At 71.7% G+C, this 16099-nt stretch carries 13 protein-coding genes and 2 pseudogenes; 5 read left to right on the forward strand and 10 right to left on the reverse strand.

Features of this window, described 5'->3' with window-relative positions; translation table 11 throughout:
- Positions 1-42: 42 nt before the first annotated feature.
- The 5 genes from IF04_RS0110495 to IF04_RS40230 all read right to left on the reverse strand — a co-directional run bounded on the left by IF04_RS0110495 (position 43) and on the right by IF04_RS40230 (position 4265).
- The gene (locus tag IF04_RS0110495) at positions 43-1137 is read right to left on the reverse strand and encodes an NAD(P)-binding domain-containing protein (RefSeq protein WP_030253895.1); all 1095 of its coding nucleotides are present in this window, start codon (positions 1135-1137) and stop codon (positions 43-45) included.
- A 91-nt stretch (positions 1138-1228) separates the two neighbouring features.
- Positions 1229-2290, reverse strand: coding sequence for an ABC transporter substrate-binding protein (locus IF04_RS0110500; protein WP_030253897.1), 1062 nt, complete (start codon positions 2288-2290; stop codon positions 1229-1231).
- Between the two features lie 81 nt (positions 2291-2371).
- A complete protein-coding gene (locus IF04_RS0110505; RefSeq protein ID WP_051831022.1) occupies positions 2372-3175 on the reverse strand; it encodes an ABC transporter ATP-binding protein in 804 nt (267 codons plus the stop codon).
- On the reverse strand, positions 3148-4032 hold the full coding sequence (locus tag IF04_RS0110510; protein WP_245654352.1) for an ABC transporter permease: 885 nt from the start codon (positions 4030-4032) through the stop codon (positions 3148-3150). The genes IF04_RS0110505 and IF04_RS0110510 overlap by 28 nt, the downstream gene beginning before the upstream one ends.
- A 119-nt stretch (positions 4033-4151) precedes the next feature.
- Entirely contained in the window at positions 4152-4265 is a 114-nt protein-coding gene (locus IF04_RS40230; protein ID WP_342668123.1) for a putative leader peptide, read from the reverse strand.
- Positions 4266-4382: 117 nt separating this feature from the next.
- Between IF04_RS40230 and IF04_RS0110515 the strand changes: the two genes are divergently transcribed.
- On the forward strand, positions 4383-4805 hold the full coding sequence (locus IF04_RS0110515) for a secondary thiamine-phosphate synthase enzyme YjbQ (protein WP_030253903.1): 423 nt from the start codon (positions 4383-4385) through the stop codon (positions 4803-4805).
- Between the two features lie 245 nt (positions 4806-5050).
- Here the strand turns inward: IF04_RS0110515 and IF04_RS37265 are convergent.
- Together IF04_RS37265 and IF04_RS0110520 are read right to left on the reverse strand one after the other, a co-directional pair.
- Positions 5051-5182 (reverse strand): annotated as a pseudogene (locus IF04_RS37265) (IS481 family transposase); the annotation flags it as partial.
- 107 nt (positions 5183-5289) lie between these two features.
- The gene (locus IF04_RS0110520; protein WP_030253905.1) at positions 5290-5796 is read right to left on the reverse strand and encodes a hypothetical protein; all 507 of its coding nucleotides are present in this window, start codon (positions 5794-5796) and stop codon (positions 5290-5292) included.
- Positions 5797-6034: 238 nt separating this feature from the next.
- Between IF04_RS0110520 and IF04_RS39655 the strand changes: the two are divergent.
- A pseudogene (locus tag IF04_RS39655) lies at positions 6035-6133 on the forward strand (IS5/IS1182 family transposase); the annotation flags it as partial.
- Between the two features lie 31 nt (positions 6134-6164).
- Here IF04_RS39655 and IF04_RS0110525 read toward each other — a convergent pair.
- A complete protein-coding gene (locus IF04_RS0110525; protein ID WP_030253908.1) occupies positions 6165-6911 on the reverse strand; it encodes a phosphotransferase family protein in 747 nt (248 codons plus the stop codon).
- Between the two features lie 385 nt (positions 6912-7296).
- Between IF04_RS0110525 and IF04_RS0110530 the strand changes: the two genes are divergently transcribed.
- Genes IF04_RS0110530 through IF04_RS0110540 form a run of 3 tightly spaced genes read left to right on the forward strand, consistent with a single transcriptional unit; the run spans position 7297 to position 14425 of the window.
- Positions 7297-7941 (forward strand): sigma-70 family RNA polymerase sigma factor, encoded by a 645-nt coding sequence (locus IF04_RS0110530; RefSeq protein ID WP_078600122.1) that lies wholly within the window; start codon positions 7297-7299, stop codon positions 7939-7941.
- Positions 7938-9641, forward strand: coding sequence for a hypothetical protein (locus IF04_RS0110535; protein WP_051831026.1), 1704 nt, complete (start codon positions 7938-7940; stop codon positions 9639-9641). The genes IF04_RS0110530 and IF04_RS0110535 overlap by 4 nt, the downstream gene beginning before the upstream one ends.
- Positions 9638-14425 carry an FtsK/SpoIIIE domain-containing protein gene (locus IF04_RS0110540; protein WP_078600124.1) on the forward strand — a complete coding sequence of 1596 codons (4788 nt, stop codon included), beginning with the start codon at positions 9638-9640 and terminating at the stop codon, positions 14423-14425. Before IF04_RS0110535 ends, IF04_RS0110540 begins: the two co-directional genes overlap by 4 nt.
- A gap of 95 nt (positions 14426-14520) precedes the next feature.
- Here the strand turns inward: IF04_RS0110540 and IF04_RS0110545 are convergent, their stop codons facing one another.
- Both IF04_RS0110545 and IF04_RS0110550 read right to left on the reverse strand, forming a co-directional pair.
- On the reverse strand, positions 14521-14829 hold the full coding sequence (locus IF04_RS0110545) for a hypothetical protein (RefSeq protein WP_030253916.1): 309 nt from the start codon (positions 14827-14829) through the stop codon (positions 14521-14523).
- 82 nt (positions 14830-14911) lie between these two features.
- Positions 14912-15922: a hypothetical protein gene (locus IF04_RS0110550; RefSeq protein ID WP_030253918.1), complete on the reverse strand. Its 1011-nt coding sequence runs from the start codon at positions 15920-15922 to the stop codon at positions 14912-14914.
- Positions 15923-16099: the final 177 nt, after the last annotated feature.

A 16099-nucleotide genomic window follows, 5' to 3' on the forward strand; every position in this document is an offset into this window, starting at 1 on the left:
CGAGTCGCTCCCAGGCGGCCACCGGTCCTGGGCGAATCGCTCTCAGGCGGCCACCGGCTCGCGTTCCAGCAGCCGCCGGATGTCGCGTGCGGCGGCGCGTCCCGCCCGGTTCGCGCCGATCGTACTGGCGGAGGGGCCGTAGCCGACGAGGTGGACGCGGGGGTCGCGGACGGCACGCGTGCCGTCCATGCGGATGCCGCCGCCCGGGTCGCGGAGGCGGAGCGGGGCGAGGTGGTCGATGACCGGGCGGAAGCCGGTGGCGAGCAGGATGGCGTCGGCCGGGTAGGCACTGCCGTCGGCCCAGCGGACGCCGTCCTCCGTAATGCGGTCGAACATCGGCCGCCGGACGAGCACGCCCCGCTCCCGCGCCCGCCGCATCTCCTCGGTCATCGGCAGGCCGGTGACCGAGACCACACTGCGGGGCGGCAGACCCTGGCGTACCCGGTCCTCGACCAGGGCCACGGCGGCGCGGCCGCGCTCCTCGTCGAACGGTCCCTCGCGGAAGGCCGGCGGCCGCCGGGTCACCCATGCCGTGTCCGCCGCGACCTCGGCGATCTCCATCAGATGCTGTACGGCGGAGGTGCCGCCGCCGACCACGACGACCCGCTGCCCGGCGAACTCCTGCGGCCCGCGATAGCCGGCGGTGTGCAGCAGACGCCCGCGAAACCGCTCCTGACCAGGGAAATGCGGCCAGAACGGCCGGTCCCAGGTCCCGGTCGCATTCACCAGCGCCCGGGCCGCGTATGTCCCCTCCGAGGACTCGACGAGCAGCCGGCCGCGGGGCTCCGGGCCCTCCGGGCGTACGGCGGTGACGTGTACCGGCCGATGCACCCGCAGGCCGAAGGTCTCCTCGTACGTCGTGAAATAGTCCCCGATCACCTCGGCGGAGGGGCGGCCTGGGTCGGCGCCCGTCAGCTCCATGCCGGGGAGCGCGTGCATCCCGTGGACTCTGCCGTACGTGAGTGTCGGCCAGCGGAACTGCCACGCGCCGCCCGGGCGCGGCGCGTGGTCGAGTACGACGAAGTCCTGATCCGGTGTGTAACCCAGCCGCCGCAGATGGAAGGCGGCGGCGAGACCGGCCTGACCTGCACCGATCACCACGACCTCGACCTCACGCGCCCCGCTGGTGTTGTTCATGGTTGTACTAACCATGCGGGGCGCCGCTGTCTTCCCGGCATCGCTGTTTTCCCAACGCCGTGGCTGCGGCCTCAGCGGGCGTCAGCCGGCCTCAGCCGGTCTTTCCGTACGTACGCGGTCGTGTGCTCGACGGCGGCAGGTCACCGTTGAACCGCGGGTCGACGAAGTCGGCGAAGGAGTACTTCCGGGGGATCAGCCCGATGTCCGCGAAGGTGTTCACGATCTGCTGCTCGGAGGCGACGGCGGCCTTGTCGACCGCGACCGGTACGGCCGTACCGCGCGTCCGCTTGACCGCGTCCAGCGCCACCTTCTCCGGCAGCCCGGTCTCCTTCGCCCACACCTCGGCCCACTTCTGCGGATGCTTGAACACCCAGTCCTGGGCACGCCGCAGCCGGTCGTTGTAGTCCTTGAGCACCCCGGCCTTCTTCTTGTCCTTCAGCGCGGCGGGCGCGGCCACCTGGAAGCTGAGGCCGTTGACGACGCCCTGCCCGGTGGTCAGCACGCGCGCGTCGGCCTGGTCGAGGGCCTGCGAGGTGTACGGGTCCCACACCGCCCAGGCGTCCACCCGGCCGCGGGTGAACGCGGCCAGCGCGTCCGCCGGCTGCAGATAGCTGAGCTTGACGTCCTTGGTCGTCAGGCCGGCCTTCTTCAGGGAGGCGACGAGCTGGTAATTGGCCGAGCTGCCCTGCGCCACCGCGATCGTCTTGCCCTTGAGCTGCGCGGGCCGCTTCAGTGGCGAGTCCTTCTTCACCAGGATCGACTCGCCCTCCGAGGAGCTGTGCGAGGCCGCGATGACCTTGAGTTTCTGCTGGGCGGCCGCGGCGAAGACGGGCGGGGTGTTGCCGACCGCGCCGATGTCCACGGCGCCCGCGTTGAGCGCCTCCAGCAGCGGCGGCCCGGAGGTAAAGGTGGACCACTTGATGCGGTACGGCAGGTCGTCCAGCTCCCCGGCGGCCCGCAGCAGCGCCTCGGAGCCGCCCTTCTGGTCACCGACGTTCAGTGTCACGGAGCCCTTGCCGTCGGTGCCACTGCCCGTACCACCGCCGGAACCGTCCGCCCGGGACGCACCGCCGCACGCCGTCAGCAGCAGCGCGAGCGGGAGCAGCAGGGCGGCGGCCGGTACGAGGGCGCGGGCCGGTGGGCGTGGTCTCATCACAGTTCCGTTCGTTGGTTTCGTGGGTGTTCGTTGGTTCGTGAGCTTGTGCAGCGAGGGATGGGTTGTGCGTCGAGCCGGTCAGGCCGCGTCGGCGAGGCCGCCGCCCGCCGGGCCGTCCGCGAGGCTGTCGTCGGCGGGACCCTCCACGCCCAGCCGGTCCAGCAGTCGCGCACGCAACGCCGCGAAGCGCGGGGAGGCGATGTCCCTGGGCCGCGGCAGGTCGATGGCGGTCTCGTACGCGATCACGCCTTCGTCCATCACCAGCACCCGGTCCGCGAGCAGCAGTGCTTCCTCGACGTCATGGGTGACCAGCAGCACCGCGCAGCCGCGCCGCCGCCACAGCTCGGCGACCAGTCGCTGCGCCTTGATGCGCGTCAGCGCGTCCAGCGCGCCGAACGGCTCGTCGAGCAGCAGCAGATCGGGCTCGCGCACCAGGGCCCGGGCCAGCGAAGCGCGCTGGGCCTCGCCGCCGGAGAGCGTCTTCGGCCAGGCATCGGTACGGTGCGAGAGGCCGACCTCGCCCAACGCCCTTTCCGCAACCTCCCGTTCGGGCCGCCCGGGCAGCCCGAGGAGAACATTCCGCCACACCTTCTTCCAGGGCATCAACCGCGGCGCCTGAAAGGCAACGGCCGAACGGCGCGGTACCGACACCTCACCCTCGATCTCCCGGTCGAGCCCGGCGAGCACGCGCAGCAACGTCGACTTCCCGCACCCACTGCGCCCGAGCAACGCCACGAACTCGCCGGGCCGCACGGTCAGTTCAAGCCCATCAATCACCGCCCGCCCACCAAAGGAACGGGTCAGCCCGGCCACCCGTACAGCGGCGGTGGAGGCACTGTCTGCAGTCTTCGGGCTCACTGGCCCGTGAACGTCGGTCGCCATTGCAGCAACAGCCTTTCGAGAGTACGGACGAGGAAATCGGCGAGCAGCCCGAGCAGCGCGTACACAATCAGGCAGACCACGATCACATCGGTGCGGAAGAATTCCCGTGCCTGATTCATGAGGAACCCGATGCCGTCATCGGCGTTGACCGACTCGCCGAATACCAGCGCCAGCCACGCCGTGGCCAGCGAGTACCGCAGCCCGGTCATCGCACCCGGCAACGCCCCGGGCAGTACGACATGCCGGATCAGCCCCCACCGTCCGAGCCCGAGCGAGGTCCCGGCCTCAACCAACTGGGCGTCCACACCTCTGATCCCGGCGTACACATTCAGGTACAGGTGAAAGGCCACCCCGAGCGCAATCAACGCAATCTTCGGTGCCTCGCCAATCCCCAGCCAGATGATGAACAACGGGATGACGCCCACCCACGGAATGGACCGCAACATCTGCACGGTCGCGTCCACCAGGTCCTCACCCAGCCGCGACAACCCGGAGGCGAGCGCCAGCGCAACGCCCGCGACGCCGCCCAGTACCAGCCCGACCAGCACGCGCTGGACGGACACGAGCATCGCCGACGGCAACGTCCCGTCCGAGACGAGCCCCGCGGCGGTACGCGCGATGGTGCCGGGCGAGGCGAGCACGTCGGGATGGAGCACCCCCGACGCACTCAACACCTGCCACAACACGACCAGCCCCACCGGCCCAGTCGTACGCCGCAGCCACCGAGGCACCGACCGCCGCCGGGCGGAGACCGGCACCAATGTGACGAGCTCGGGCCCCTGGGAGGCATCGGATGTCTCGGGCGGCGCAGAGGACGATCGAGCCCGTCGATCAATTACAGCCTGATCAGGCGTCATAAAAACTCCGCAAACGGAAAGAAGGCCAGGCCGCACACAAGCACGGCAAAAGCGCGCGCAACGCAAGAAGGCGCGAAAGGAAAGGCGAAGCCCGGAGTGAAAACTGGAGGCGAAACTCGTCAGCAGTAACAGCAGCAGTAACAGCAGCAGCCGTCGCCGCGGCGACAGGCGGCAGAGGCCACCCGCAGCAGGTCGATATGACCGCGCGTGGTGAGCAAGGCTGACGAAGACATGCCGCTGAACGTAGCCGCGTGGCCGGAACCGGGTCAATCGCTGTCTCGGCCAGTGGTCCTTTATTGCGGCCGTGTGTCAGGTCGGTCCCACCCCGCTGCATCGCCGATCATGGTGATATGGCAAACCCCTTCACCACACACGTACTGAACGTCACGACCGGCTCCGCCGAGACCGTCCACGACCTCACGGGCGACTGCTCCGCCTTCCTCGCCGAGGCAGCAGCCGGCCGCGACGGCCTCCTGAACATCTTCGTCCCCCACGCCACCGCCGGCATCGCGATCATCGAGACCGGCGCCGGCAGCGACGACGACCTCCTCGCCGCCCTCCGCGACCTCCTACCGGCCGACAACCGCTGGCGCCACCGCCACGGCACCCCCGGCCACGGCCGCGACCACGTCCTCCCCGCCTTCATCCCCCCACACGCCACCCTCCCGGTCATCAACGGCGACTTGGCCTTGGGCACGTGGCAGTCGGTGTGCCTGGTCGACACGAACGGGGATAATCCGCAGCGGCAGGTTCGGCTCAGCTTCCTGGGCTGATCCAAGATTGCCCTGGGTGTGGCCGCCATATCTCCGTACTCTTCCTGGCCGAAACGGAGAAGCAGCGCGCGGTGTGGACATGGATGTGGTGGAACGGCCCTGGGACGGCTGCGGAAAGTGCCTGGTCGGCGTGCGGCGAGCACATCATTGGCTGGGCCGATGACTGGGAGGTCTCCGGTGCACCGACCCGGTGACCAGGCCGCAGCTGGGGCCCAGGCTGCGAGACGAGATGGATCCAGGCAGGCTATCCACTTGTGCGCCGTGACGCGTGAGATGCCCGTCTCTGCTGCGACATGCTCATCCGGGCGGTCGGCGCGGACACGTTCATCGAGCAGCCGACCGCCCTGAACGGTCAGCCGGGCATCACGGTGGGACACGAAGACCTCCGTGCGGTGAAGACTCGACACCTCCACCGCACCGGAGATCTTCACCATGATCATGCCTGGCGAGTGTCAACCACGCTCGTGATCAATACAGCTGCGGTTCAGGCGGCGGCGGTCCGCCAGATCTGCACCAGACAGAACTGGTGCTGTCCATCCAGATCGGCCTCATGGCCGCCGGGGTTGTCGAGCACGTCGAAGCAGTCCTTCAGAGGGGAAGTGAAGGAGCGGCCGATGTCCGGATTGAACACCCACTGCCACCGCATCCGGTACGTGCCCGGCGACGGCAGCACCAGCGGAAGCTCCCACATCCCGCCGTCGACGGTCTGCAGTTGGAGCTCGCCCTCGGGAAGTTCCACCTCGACTTCTTCCCGCCCCGCCCACGGGCCGGGCGGCGGCGACGGTGCGGTGGTCCACGACTCCAGGCGTATCGCCACCGTGCCCACCTCCGGGGGAGTCTGGAGATACACCAGGCCCGGTCCGGGAAGCAGCCACTTCGTTCTGTCCGCGTCGTCATCGAACGTTTCGGCCGCCATGGTCGTGTCGTGCAGCCCGAGCAGCCGATAGCTCGCCGACACATTCGCCTCGTAGGAATCCAGCAACCTACTCATCAAGTGCCTCACAAATCGGGAAAGCGCCGCTCAATGGCGGCGCTGCCGCCGACTGTAAACGAAAGGAAGGAACGCGCGCGGTAGATCTCAGACGCTCCGAGACGGGAGGCACAGGTCCGTACCGGACTCGGGCCTGGGCCTGTTCGTCATGTAACCAGGCACCCGATATCGCAGTCATAGACCTGCCCGAATAGCAGCCGACCAGTTCCAGATCACCCCGCACATCACTCGGCGCGGCGTCGGGCACGGCTCCGGCCTGGGCGTGTACCGCTGGGTCGTGGAAGGAGCGATCGCGCTGCTGCACTGGTTCTGCCGCCTGCGCATCCGCTGCGTCAGAACGCACTCGCTGCAGTCGGGTCCGCGCAGCCTCACATCCGGGATCTGAGCACGTCGACTTCGCAGCCTGGCGCGAACGGGTCGAAGTCGTGCTCGACCAGCCAGCGCACCCCCAGCAGGCTTCGCAACGACCACCATGCGCGGATCACGTCGAGGTCGACGTCGGTGCCGTAGCCGGCGACGACGTCGTCGAGGTGCTCCTCGTGTCCGAGCGTCAAGGTGGCGAGGTCGTACAGGGCATCGCCCTGGCCCGCCTCGGACCAGTCGATGATGCCCGTGACCTCGTCGCCGTCGACGAACACGTGAGTTACTTGTAGGTCGCCGTGCGTGAAGGCCGGAGTCCACGGCCGGAGCGCCGCCTCGGCGACCTGGCGGTTGCGGGTAACCAGGTCGGCGGGCAGGGCGCCGTTCGTCACGAGCCACTCGCACTCGCCGTTGAGGTCCGCCGCCAACTCCTCGAGGTTCCGGCCGGCCCGGCCGGGGCAGGGCGGCAACGGGGCGTCGTGCAACTTCCGGAGGGCGGTACCCGCCGCGGCCCACGCCGCCGGGGACGCGGTCGAGGGCTCGCCGAGGCGGCCGAGCGCCGTTCCCGGGACCGCGGCGATCGCGAGTACCGGCGGTTTGCGCCACAGGACCTTCGGAGTCGGGATGGGCGCCAGGGCCGTCGCCTCGTCCTCGACGTCGAGGCGCGCCTGATCGGCGTCCACCTTCAGGAACACGTCGCCGACGCGCAGGGTCGCGCGCTCGGAATGGGCGACGACGACCTCGACCTCATCCATGGCGACCAGGATCCCGGACGGCCGTCCACGTTGCCGGGATTATCGCGTCGATTGCGTGACTGACCGCGTCCCGACCGCGGCGGAATGCGCGACGGCGGGAAGAAGGTGCGCCATGGGTGGGGGTATGCCTTTCCGGAACGGGGCAGCCGGTGGGTTCGTATGAGGGGGCAGAAGGCGGGCCTTGTCGGCTGCTGGGGTCAGTGACGAATATTCACTATGGGCCCTCGTGGGTGGGTTTGTGTACGGCAAGGGGGCGACTGTTCACCCGGGGGTTTTGCCGCGTTCGGTGGCCGCTGATTAGGCTGGGGTACGTGGTTACGGCAACCACTTGTCCGCGGTCGGGGTACGGCCCGGCACCCCCGAACACCCTTGAGGCAGCACATCGATGAGCGAACCGGCGATATCGGCCCCGGGTCCTGCTGCCGCCGGGCCGGGTCGCCCCGCGCCGGGTCGCCCCGCGCCGGGTCGCCCCGCCCCGGCCTCCCTGTCGTCCGCCCGGCCGTCCGCCGAGGAGCGCATCACCGCACTTGTCCTGACGTACCGTCAGCCGTTGTTGCGGTATGTCACCGGCCTGCTGCCCGCCGACCCGCAGCGCGCGGAGGACGTCGTCCAGGAAGCACTGTTGCGCGCCTGGCTGAAGAGTGAGGCATCGCGCGCCCGCGGCGCCCGGCGCGAGACGGGGTGGGAGCCGAGTCTGCCCTGGCTGTTCAAGGTCGCCCGCAACGTCGTGATCGACTGGAGTCGGCGTGACAGCTCCCGGCCGGCGGTGCCGACCGGGCTGCCGCCGGAGACGGCCGTACTTGCGGACGAGGCCGCGCGCGTCGTGGAGCGGACGCACGTCGTCGAGTTGCTCGCCCAACTGTCCCGCCCCCATCGAGAGGTTCTGGTGTACACATACCTGCTCGGCTGTTCCGGCCCCGATACGGCGCACGCCCTGGGCATTCCGTCCGGCACCGTGAAGTCCCGGCTGCACCACGCGATGCACCACCTGCGGCAGGCCGCCGCGCTCGCCGCGCGGGAGTGCGCGTGAGTCTCTCCAGCCACGCCGCGCCCTCGGGCGCGGCGGCCGTCGCGGCACCGGCGCAGTTCCCGGTACCGCTGGCCCTCGGCATGCCGGACCGCAACTCCTGGCTGATCCTCATCGGCTTTCTCGTCGCCCTGGTCCTGCTCATCTGGCTCCTCGTCCGCACCGTGAGCAGGCAGGGCGGCTTCCGCCGTACCTGCCGCCGGATCGCGTGGGAGGTGCGGATGACCGCACGGGCGTTCACCGCGCCGCTGCGCGCCTACCTGCGGCACCGGCGCTGTGCCCGGATGCTGGCCGGGTACTTCGCCGACCCGGCCGCCGGGGACGTGGTGCGGGCGGCCCTCGACCGCGCGGACGCGGACGCGGGGGACGGCTGCTACGTGCCCACCGTCCAGCTGTCCCAGGGCGGGGGCCGCGTCCGCGTCGTCGTCGCGGGCCGCGACCCGGCCGGATCCGCCGGGCCGGTGCTGCCCTGGGCGGACGCGGCGGACGAGCCGGGGGAGTGGACCTGGGCCGCGCCGGCCGATGCGGTACGGACGCGGCCTGCCGGCCTCGGCCGCACTGTACGGCTGCCGCTCGTCCTGGGTGTGGACCGCAAGGCCCCGGGTGTCGTCCTCGTCGACTGGCTGCGCGGCCCCGCCGCGCTGAGCATCGAGGGCGACGCGCGGGTCTCCCGCGGCGTGCTCCAGGCGCTGGCCGCGCAGGTGGACCGGATGCCGGACGGGCCGCCGGTCCAGGTCGCCGCCGGTGTGCACCCGCGCTTCCCCGGGCGCCCGCTGGACGACATCCTCGCGGAACTGGCGACGGCGGGCCCTGAAATCCCGGCCGAGGCGGTGCCGGTGGTGGTCTGCTGGGCACCGACGCCCGCACAATCGGCCCGGCTCGCGGAACTGTGCGCGCGAGGCCGGGCCCGCGTGCTGGCCGGCGGCCGGCTGCCGGGTGCCTGCTGGGTCCTGCACGCCGAGCCGGACGGCCGGCTGCTGGGGCCCGGGCCCCAGGTGGACGTGGAGTCGCCCGCACTCGGCCGGGCCGTGGCTCGCGCGGTACGGCGGGGGCTCCCCGCGCCGCACTGCGTGCTGCCGGACGCCGGTAACGGAGCGGGCGCAGCCACGGATGCCGGTAGCGGGACCGGCGGCGGCACGGATGCCGGACCTGGCGTCCCGGCCGCCGGGCCCGTCCGGGAAACCGCCCCGGCCAAGCAGGTACTCCGCAAGCCCGAGCCCGCGCCGGACGGCACCGAGCCGGTACGCGAGCAGGCGGCGGCCGGCCGTCCCGAGCCGGCCGCCCGGCCCGCCGAGGCACCACGCGCGGCGGACAGCGGTGCCGACGGCATACCGCGCGGAGCCGCTCCCCGCGATGCCGACTTCGATGAGCCCGCGCCGAGTGTGCTTGCTCCGGGGGCGACTGCTCCGGCGGCCTCCGCCGCACCTGCTCCCGCGCAGAGCCCGGACGCGCCCGGGCGACCGGCCACCAAGGCACCCGAACCCGGCACGGCCCGCGGCGCGGCCGGACCCGACCGCCCGTCCGACGCCGGCTCCGTCGTGGAGGACGACTTCGACTTCACAGAACCGGACTTGGCCGAGCCCCGGGCCGCCGCCTCCGCGCCCGGCCTGGCCGGGGTGTCCGCCACCTCCGACCGCTCCGACGCCGACTTCGACCCCGCCGCCTCCGGCGATCCCCAGGAACGGACTCCTCGTACCCCGTGAGACTCTTCGTCACCCTCGCTCCGGCCGCCCCGGAAACCTCCGCTCCGGCCCGGCCCGGCTCCCCGCACGCCGCCCCCGAGCGGCGCGACATGGTCCTGGACGCCCCGGGCTCGACCACCGTCGGCGCACTGGCCGCACGCCTCGCCGGTGAGCACACCACCGCCGACGGCGCGGCCTCTGCGCTCTACCTCGGCGACTGCGAACTCCCCGCCGACCTGCCGCTGTCCGCCACCGGCATACGGGACGGCGCCACGCTCGGTCTCGGCGGTCCGGTACCGCCCGAGCCCGACGGGGGCTACGGTCCCGACCGGGCCGAACTGCCGCCGCCGTCCCGTTCCGCCGACGGCGAGCGGCTGCCGCGCGGCCCCCGCGTCGAACTCCAGCTCATCGGCGGACGCGGCGCCGGACGGGTCTGGCCGCTGGACCTCGGTACGCACACCGTCGGTCCCGCGGAGGGCAGTTCGGTACGCCTCCAGGGCCGCGACGTGCCCGCCGAAGGCATCCGGATCACCGTCCGCCCGGACGGCACCGTGCTGCTGAACGCCGGCCTGGCGGTCAGCGGCCCCGGTGCTGGCGACGGCCCTGCGGCGGACGCCGGCACCGGGACCGTGCCCGGCCACCGCACCGGCGTACGCCTGTCCGTGCCCGAACCGCCGCCCGCCCGGCCCCGCGCCGATGCCACCCCGCTGCCGCCCGCGCCGCCGCCCGAACTCCCCGACCCCTACGCCGACACGCACGCCCCCGTCCCCGAGGGCTGGGCGGAGTGGCCGCTCGGCGGTGAGCTGCGGATGGGCGAGTACCTGCTGCGGGTGGCCGAGCCCACCGAGGCGGACGCCGCCGTGACGGCCTCCGAGGACGGCGCGTACCTGGACTTCAACCGGCCGCCGCGGATCGTGCCGCCGCTGGTGCCGGAACGGTTCACGCTGCCCTCGCCGCCGGTGCCGCCGGCCCGGCGCACCATCCCGCTGCTGGTGGTGCTCGCGCCGATGTTCATGGGCGTCGGCATGGTCGTCTTCCTGCACTCGTACTTCTACTTGATGTTCGCGTTCTTCAGCCCGGTGCTCGCCATCGGCAACTGGATCAGCTCCAAGCGGAGCGGCTGGCGCGACTTCCTGGACTCGGTCGCCAACTACCGTGCCCGGCGCGCCTCGTTGGAGGAGGACGTCAAGGACATGGTCGCGCACGAGCGCGGCCTGCGGGTCGCCGCCGGCCCCGACCCGGCCGCCGCCGGCATGTGGGCCGTCGGCCCCGGCGCCCGGCTGTGGGAACGCCGCCGCGGCCACTCCGACCACCTCCTGCTGCGCGTCGGCACGGTACGCCAGGCGTCGCTGCTGACGATCGAGGACAGCTCCCGCGAGGACAACCACCGTTCCGTCAACTGGCAGATCCCCGACATGCCGATCGGCGTGAACCTGTGCGGGGACGGTGTCGTCGGCATCTCGGGCGAGACGGACGCGGCCCGGGCGCTGGCCCGCTGGACCGTCGCGCAGGCCGCGATCCTGCACAGCCCGCGCGACGTCCGGATCACCGTGCTCACCGACGCGGCGGGCGCGCCCGCCTGGCAGTGGGTGCGCTGGCTGCCGCACGCCCGCCCCGGCGAGGGCGGCGTCGCCGCGCCGCCGTCCGGCGGGCCCACCGTGACCATCGGCAACGACCCGGAGACGGTCGCCAACCGGGTCTCCGAACTGGTCTCCGCGATCCGTTCCCGGGCCCGCTCCCGTGAGTCGGCGATGGGCGGCGCGCTGCTGGCCGAACCCGACCTCGTCGTCGTCCTGGACGGTGCGCGGCGGCTGCGCGACGTGCCCGGCGTGGTGCAGGTGCTCAAGGAGGGCCCGGCCGTAAGGGTGTTCCTGATCTGCCTCGACCAGGAGGAGCGGATGCTCCCCGAGGAGTGCGTCACCGTCTGCGCGGTCGGCGCCCGCGAGGTGACGCTGCGCCGTACCGGCAACGCCGACATCACCGGCATCCGGCCCGACCTGGTGGACACCGGCTGGTGCGAGCGGATCGGCCGGGCCCTGGCCCCCGTACGCGACGTCACCCCGGACGGCTCGGACGGCCTGCCGGACCGCGTCAAGCTGCTGGACCTGCTCGGCCTCGAACCGCCGCGGGCCGCCGAACTGGCCGCCCGCTGGACCAAGCGCCCGGCCTCCACCGGCGTCCTGCTCGGCACCGGCTACACCGGGCCGGTCACCTTTGACCTGGTCAAGGACGGCCCGCACGGCCTGATCGCGGGCACGACCGGCGCCGGCAAGTCCGAACTCCTCCAGACGCTGGTGGCTTCCCTGGCGGCGGTCAACCGGCCGGACGAGATGACGTTCGTCCTCGTCGACTACAAGGGCGGCAGCGCCTTCGCCGGCTGTGAGCGGCTGCCGCACGTCCTCGGCATGGTCACCGACCTGGACAGCCACCTGGTCGAGCGGGCGCTGACCTCGCTGACCGCCGAACTGACCCGCCGCGAACGCGTCCTGGCCGACGCGGGTGCCAAGGACCACACCGAGTACCGGGCGATGCGCCGCCGCGACCCCGCGCTCGCACCGCTGCCGAGGCTGCTGCTCATCATCGACGAGTTCGCCACCCTCGCCCGCGACGTGCCCGAGTTCGTGCCGGGGCTGGTCGGCATCGCCCAGCGCGGCCGCTCGCTCGGCCTGCACCTGTTGCTCGCCACCCAGCGCCCGGCCGGTGTGGTCACCGCCGACATCCGCGCCAACACCAACCTGCGGATCTCGCTGCGCGTCACCGACGCCCTCGACAGCCAGGACGTCCTGGAGGTCAACGACGCGGTGAGCATCTCCAGCGACACCCCGGGCCGCGCCCTGGCCCGGATCGGGCACCGCTCGGTGCTCCCGTTCCAGACCGCCTTCGTGGGCGCCGTACGCGACGACGGACAGGCCGCAGCCGCGGACACCGGGGCCACGGGGACGAGCACCGGACCGGACCCGGAGCACCGGGCCGACGTCTGGACCAGCGAACTGTCCTGGTCGCTGCTGGGCCGTACGGCGGCCGAACCCGTCGAGGAGACCGCCGACCTCTTCGAAGCCATCCAGGAGGCGATGGACCGCGCCGACGCGCCCACCGACCTGACGGCCCTGGTCGACGCGGTCCAGGAAGCCGCCGCTCAGCTGGAGATCGAGCGGCAGCCCAGCCCCTGGCTGCCCGCGCTGCCGAATGCGGTGAGCCTGGCCGAACTGCCCGAGCGGCCCGACCCGGCCGACGGGCGCCTCGCGCCGGTCGTCTGGGGCCTGGCCGACCTGCCGGGCGCCCAGCGCCAGGAGCCCCTGGAACTGGACCTGTCCCGCTTCGGGCACCTGTACGTACTGGGCACCCCGCGCTCCGGCCGCTCCCAGGTGCTGCGCACCATAGGCGGCGCGCTGGCCCGCCGGCACTCCAGCGCCGACGTGCACCTGTACGGCATCGACGCGGCCGGCGGCGCGCTGGCTGCGCTGTCCGAACTGCCGCACTGCGGCGCCGTTGTACCGCGCGCCGACCTGGAACGGCTGGGCCGCCTGCTGACCCGGCTGACCGCCGAGATGGGCGCGCGTCAGGAACTGCTCACCTCCCACGGCGCGGCCAACCTCACCGAACTGCGCACCCTGCTGCCGCCCGCCGAGCGTCCCGCCCACGTGGTCGTCCTGATCGACGGCTGGGACTCGCTGGCCGCCCTGCTCGGCGAGCACGACGGCGGCCGGCCGATGCATGAGCTGACCGCGCTGATCCGCGAGGGCGCGCCGATGGGGCTGCACGTGGTCGCCACGTCCGAACGGGCGCTGCTGACCGGCAAGGTCGCCTCGCTCAACGACGAGCGTCTGCTGCTCAGGCTGACCGACCGCAACGAGTACAGCCTGGCGGGCATCCCGCCGAAGCAGGTGCCGGCCGTCGTCCCGCAGGGCCGCGGCTGGCGCGGGGGCAGCGCCACCGAGGTGCAGGTCGCCCTGCTCGGCGAACAGGCCGCACAGGGACAGGGGGCGCCGGTCACCGGACGTGACCAGGCCGAGGCGCTCAAGCGGATCGGGGAGCGGGCCGCGCAGCGCGACCGCGACCTGCCCGCGGCGCGCCGCCCCGCGCGTGTCCTGAGCCTGCCCCGCCAGGTGTCGTTCACCGACGCGTACGAGAAGGTCCCGGCGGCCGACCGGCGCCCCCTGTGGGGACTGCTCGGTGTCGGCGGCGACGACCTGGGCGCCATCGGCGTGGACTTCGCGGCCGACGCGCCGTCCTTCCTCGTCAGCGGCCCGCCCGGCAGCGGCCGGTCCACCGCGCTCACCACGCTCGCGGTGTCGCTGCTGGCCGGCGGCACCCGAGTGGTCGCGCTCACGCCGCGCGAATCGCCGCTGCGGGGCCTGGCCCGGCACCCGCGGGCCGTGGTCATCCAGGACCCGGACCCGCTGGCCGACGAGGTGACCGCGGCGCTGAACGCCGAACCGGGGCCAGCGGTGGTCCTGGTCGACGACGCCGACTTGCTCAACCAGCTGCCCGCCTGCGACGCGGCGCTGCGGGAGGTCGCCACCACCGGCCGGGACCGCGGCATCGGACTGGTCGCCGCCGCCACCGCCGAGACGCTGACCTCGGTGGGCATCGGCTGGCTCGGCCTGGTACGGCGGGTCCGCAAGGGCGTGCTGCTGTCGCCGCAGTCACCGGGCGAGGGCGACATCCTCGGCGTGCGGGTGCCGTACGACCTGTTGCGGGGCCGTCCGACGCCGGGCCGCGGCCTGACCGTCGACCCGGTGACCGGCGCGCTGGTGTCGGTGCTGGTGCCGGAGACGGTGCTGCGCGACGGAGACGCCGGCTGACCGGCCGGCCCGTACCTACGACGGTGCCCCGCCACCGGACTTCTGGTCCGGTGGCGGGGCACCGTCGTGTCGTGCGGTCCGTGTCGTGCGGTCCGTCAGCCGGCGTTCTTGGTGCCGGTCGCGATGTCCAGGTCCATCTTCTCGATGCTGTTCTTGATCTGGTTGAACTGGTTGGCGAAGGAGTTGATGCTCTCCACCGCCTTCTGCAGCGACGCGGTGAGGTTGCTGTAGGACTCCTTCAGCGCCGGGCTGCTCTGCTGCATGAACAGGCCGTTGTCCAGCAGGCCCTCGACGGAGGTCTTGGTGCTCAGCAGCAGCGGGTTGATGTCGTTGACGGCCTGCTTCATCACGCCGGAGACGCGCTGGATCTCGTTGTAGTCGATGTTGATGTTGCCTGCGGGCATGGTGCTGACTCCCTGGGTCGGTAGGGGAATGGGTGGGAACCCGGACGGGGCCCGGGGGCGCGTCGGGCCGGGGGCGGAGCCGTCAGTCGTCGGACTCCTTCGGCGTCCAGCCGGTGTCCCCCTCGGCGTCGTCGCTGGTCCACTCCTCCGTCTTGCCGTCGGTCACCACGGTCTTGGTGCCGCTGCCGTCCTCGTTGACCTCGATGGTGGTGGTCACCTCGTGGCCGTTGAGATCGACGGAGGAATGGGTGGTACCTGTCACCGTCTGCTCGTTGCCGTCCTCGTCGGGACCGACGGTGGTGTAGGTGGTCTTCGTGTCGCGGTGGCCGGTCTTCTGGTCGGTGACCGAGGTGGTGGTGCCGGTCGTGGTGCTCTCGTTGCCCTCGGTGTCCTTCGTCTTGCTCTCGAAGTCGTCCGTGGTGGTCTTGTGCTCCGGCGTCTCGGACGTCTTCGACGTCCCGATGGTGTTCGTGACGCTGCCGAAGACGTCCGTCGAGGTCGAGTCGTACGTGCCGTCGGCGTGGTAGTTCGTGGTGTCGGTCGCCTTCAGGCCCGTTTTGGTCTCCATGGTCGTGGTGACCTTCGTCGGCTTGCCGTCCGGCCCGTACTCGTACGTCGTGGTGGTCTTGTTGCCGTGCCCGTCGTCGGTGGTCCACTCGTCGGGGCGCTCACCGGGCTTCTCGGGCTCCTTCGGCAGCATCGACGGGTCGAGGTCCGGGTACTCCTTCTTGGCCTTCTCGACCGATTCGTGCCAGGCGTTCCACTCGTCGTTGCGGGCGTTCCACAGGTCGGAGGCGATCGAGGCGCTCTGCTTGGCCGCCTTGTTGGCCAGGTCGAAGTCCCAGTCGGCCCACTTCTTCGCCACGCCCTCGTAGAGGTTCTTGAGCTTTTCCAGCTTCTCCTCGGAGCGCTTGAAGGAGCCCTTCCACGTCGAGTAGTACTTGCGGATCGCCGCGACCGCCACGCGGGTGCCGACCTCGTCGACCGAGTACTCCTGCTTGCTCTCGCGGGCCTGCTTGACCTCGTCCTTGAGCTTGCCGGCCTTCTGCGCGACGTCGTTGAGCAGTTCGTAGTCAACGGCTATGTCGGTCACGGTCACACCCTTCGCGCGGTCGGAGATCACTTCAGGTCTCTCCACTGGTCAAACGCAACGGAAAGCGAATCGGTTCACTCAAGTACCGGTGAAGCGGAGTGAAGTGATGTCGTTCACACTGTGAACCGATCGGGTCGCAGATACGTGAACGTAGGTGTGGTGTCCTATGACTCCGGT

The sequence above is a fragment of the Streptomyces violens genome, assembly GCF_000717745.1.
Classification (GTDB): Bacteria; Actinomycetota; Actinomycetes; order Streptomycetales; family Streptomycetaceae; genus Streptomyces; species Streptomyces violens.

Excerpts from the sequence above, each read along its gene's own strand:
- IF04_RS0110495 (WP_030253895.1), bottom strand. The coding sequence starts at position 1,137 with ATGAACAACACCAGCGGGGCGCGTGAGGTCGAGGTCGTGGTGATCGGT.
- IF04_RS0110500 (WP_030253897.1), bottom strand. The coding sequence starts at position 2,290 with ATGAGACCACGCCCACCGGCCCGCGCCCTCGTACCGGCCGCCGCCCTG.
- IF04_RS0110505 (WP_051831022.1), bottom strand. The coding sequence starts at position 3,175 with ATGGCGACCGACGTTCACGGGCCAGTGAGCCCGAAGACTGCAGACAGT.
- IF04_RS0110510 (WP_245654352.1), bottom strand. The coding sequence starts at position 4,032 with ATGACGCCTGATCAGGCTGTAATTGATCGACGGGCTCGATCGTCCTCT.
- IF04_RS40230 (WP_342668123.1), bottom strand. The coding sequence starts at position 4,265 with ATGTCTTCGTCAGCCTTGCTCACCACGCGCGGTCATATCGACCTGCTG.
- IF04_RS0110515 (WP_030253903.1), top strand. The coding sequence starts at position 4,383 with ATGGCAAACCCCTTCACCACACACGTACTGAACGTCACGACCGGCTCC.
- IF04_RS0110520 (WP_030253905.1), bottom strand. The coding sequence starts at position 5,796 with ATGAGTAGGTTGCTGGATTCCTACGAGGCGAATGTGTCGGCGAGCTAT.
- IF04_RS0110525 (WP_030253908.1), bottom strand. The coding sequence starts at position 6,911 with ATGGATGAGGTCGAGGTCGTCGTCGCCCATTCCGAGCGCGCGACCCTG.
- IF04_RS0110530 (WP_078600122.1), top strand. The coding sequence starts at position 7,297 with ATGAGCGAACCGGCGATATCGGCCCCGGGTCCTGCTGCCGCCGGGCCG.
- IF04_RS0110545 (WP_030253916.1), bottom strand. The coding sequence starts at position 14,829 with ATGCCCGCAGGCAACATCAACATCGACTACAACGAGATCCAGCGCGTC.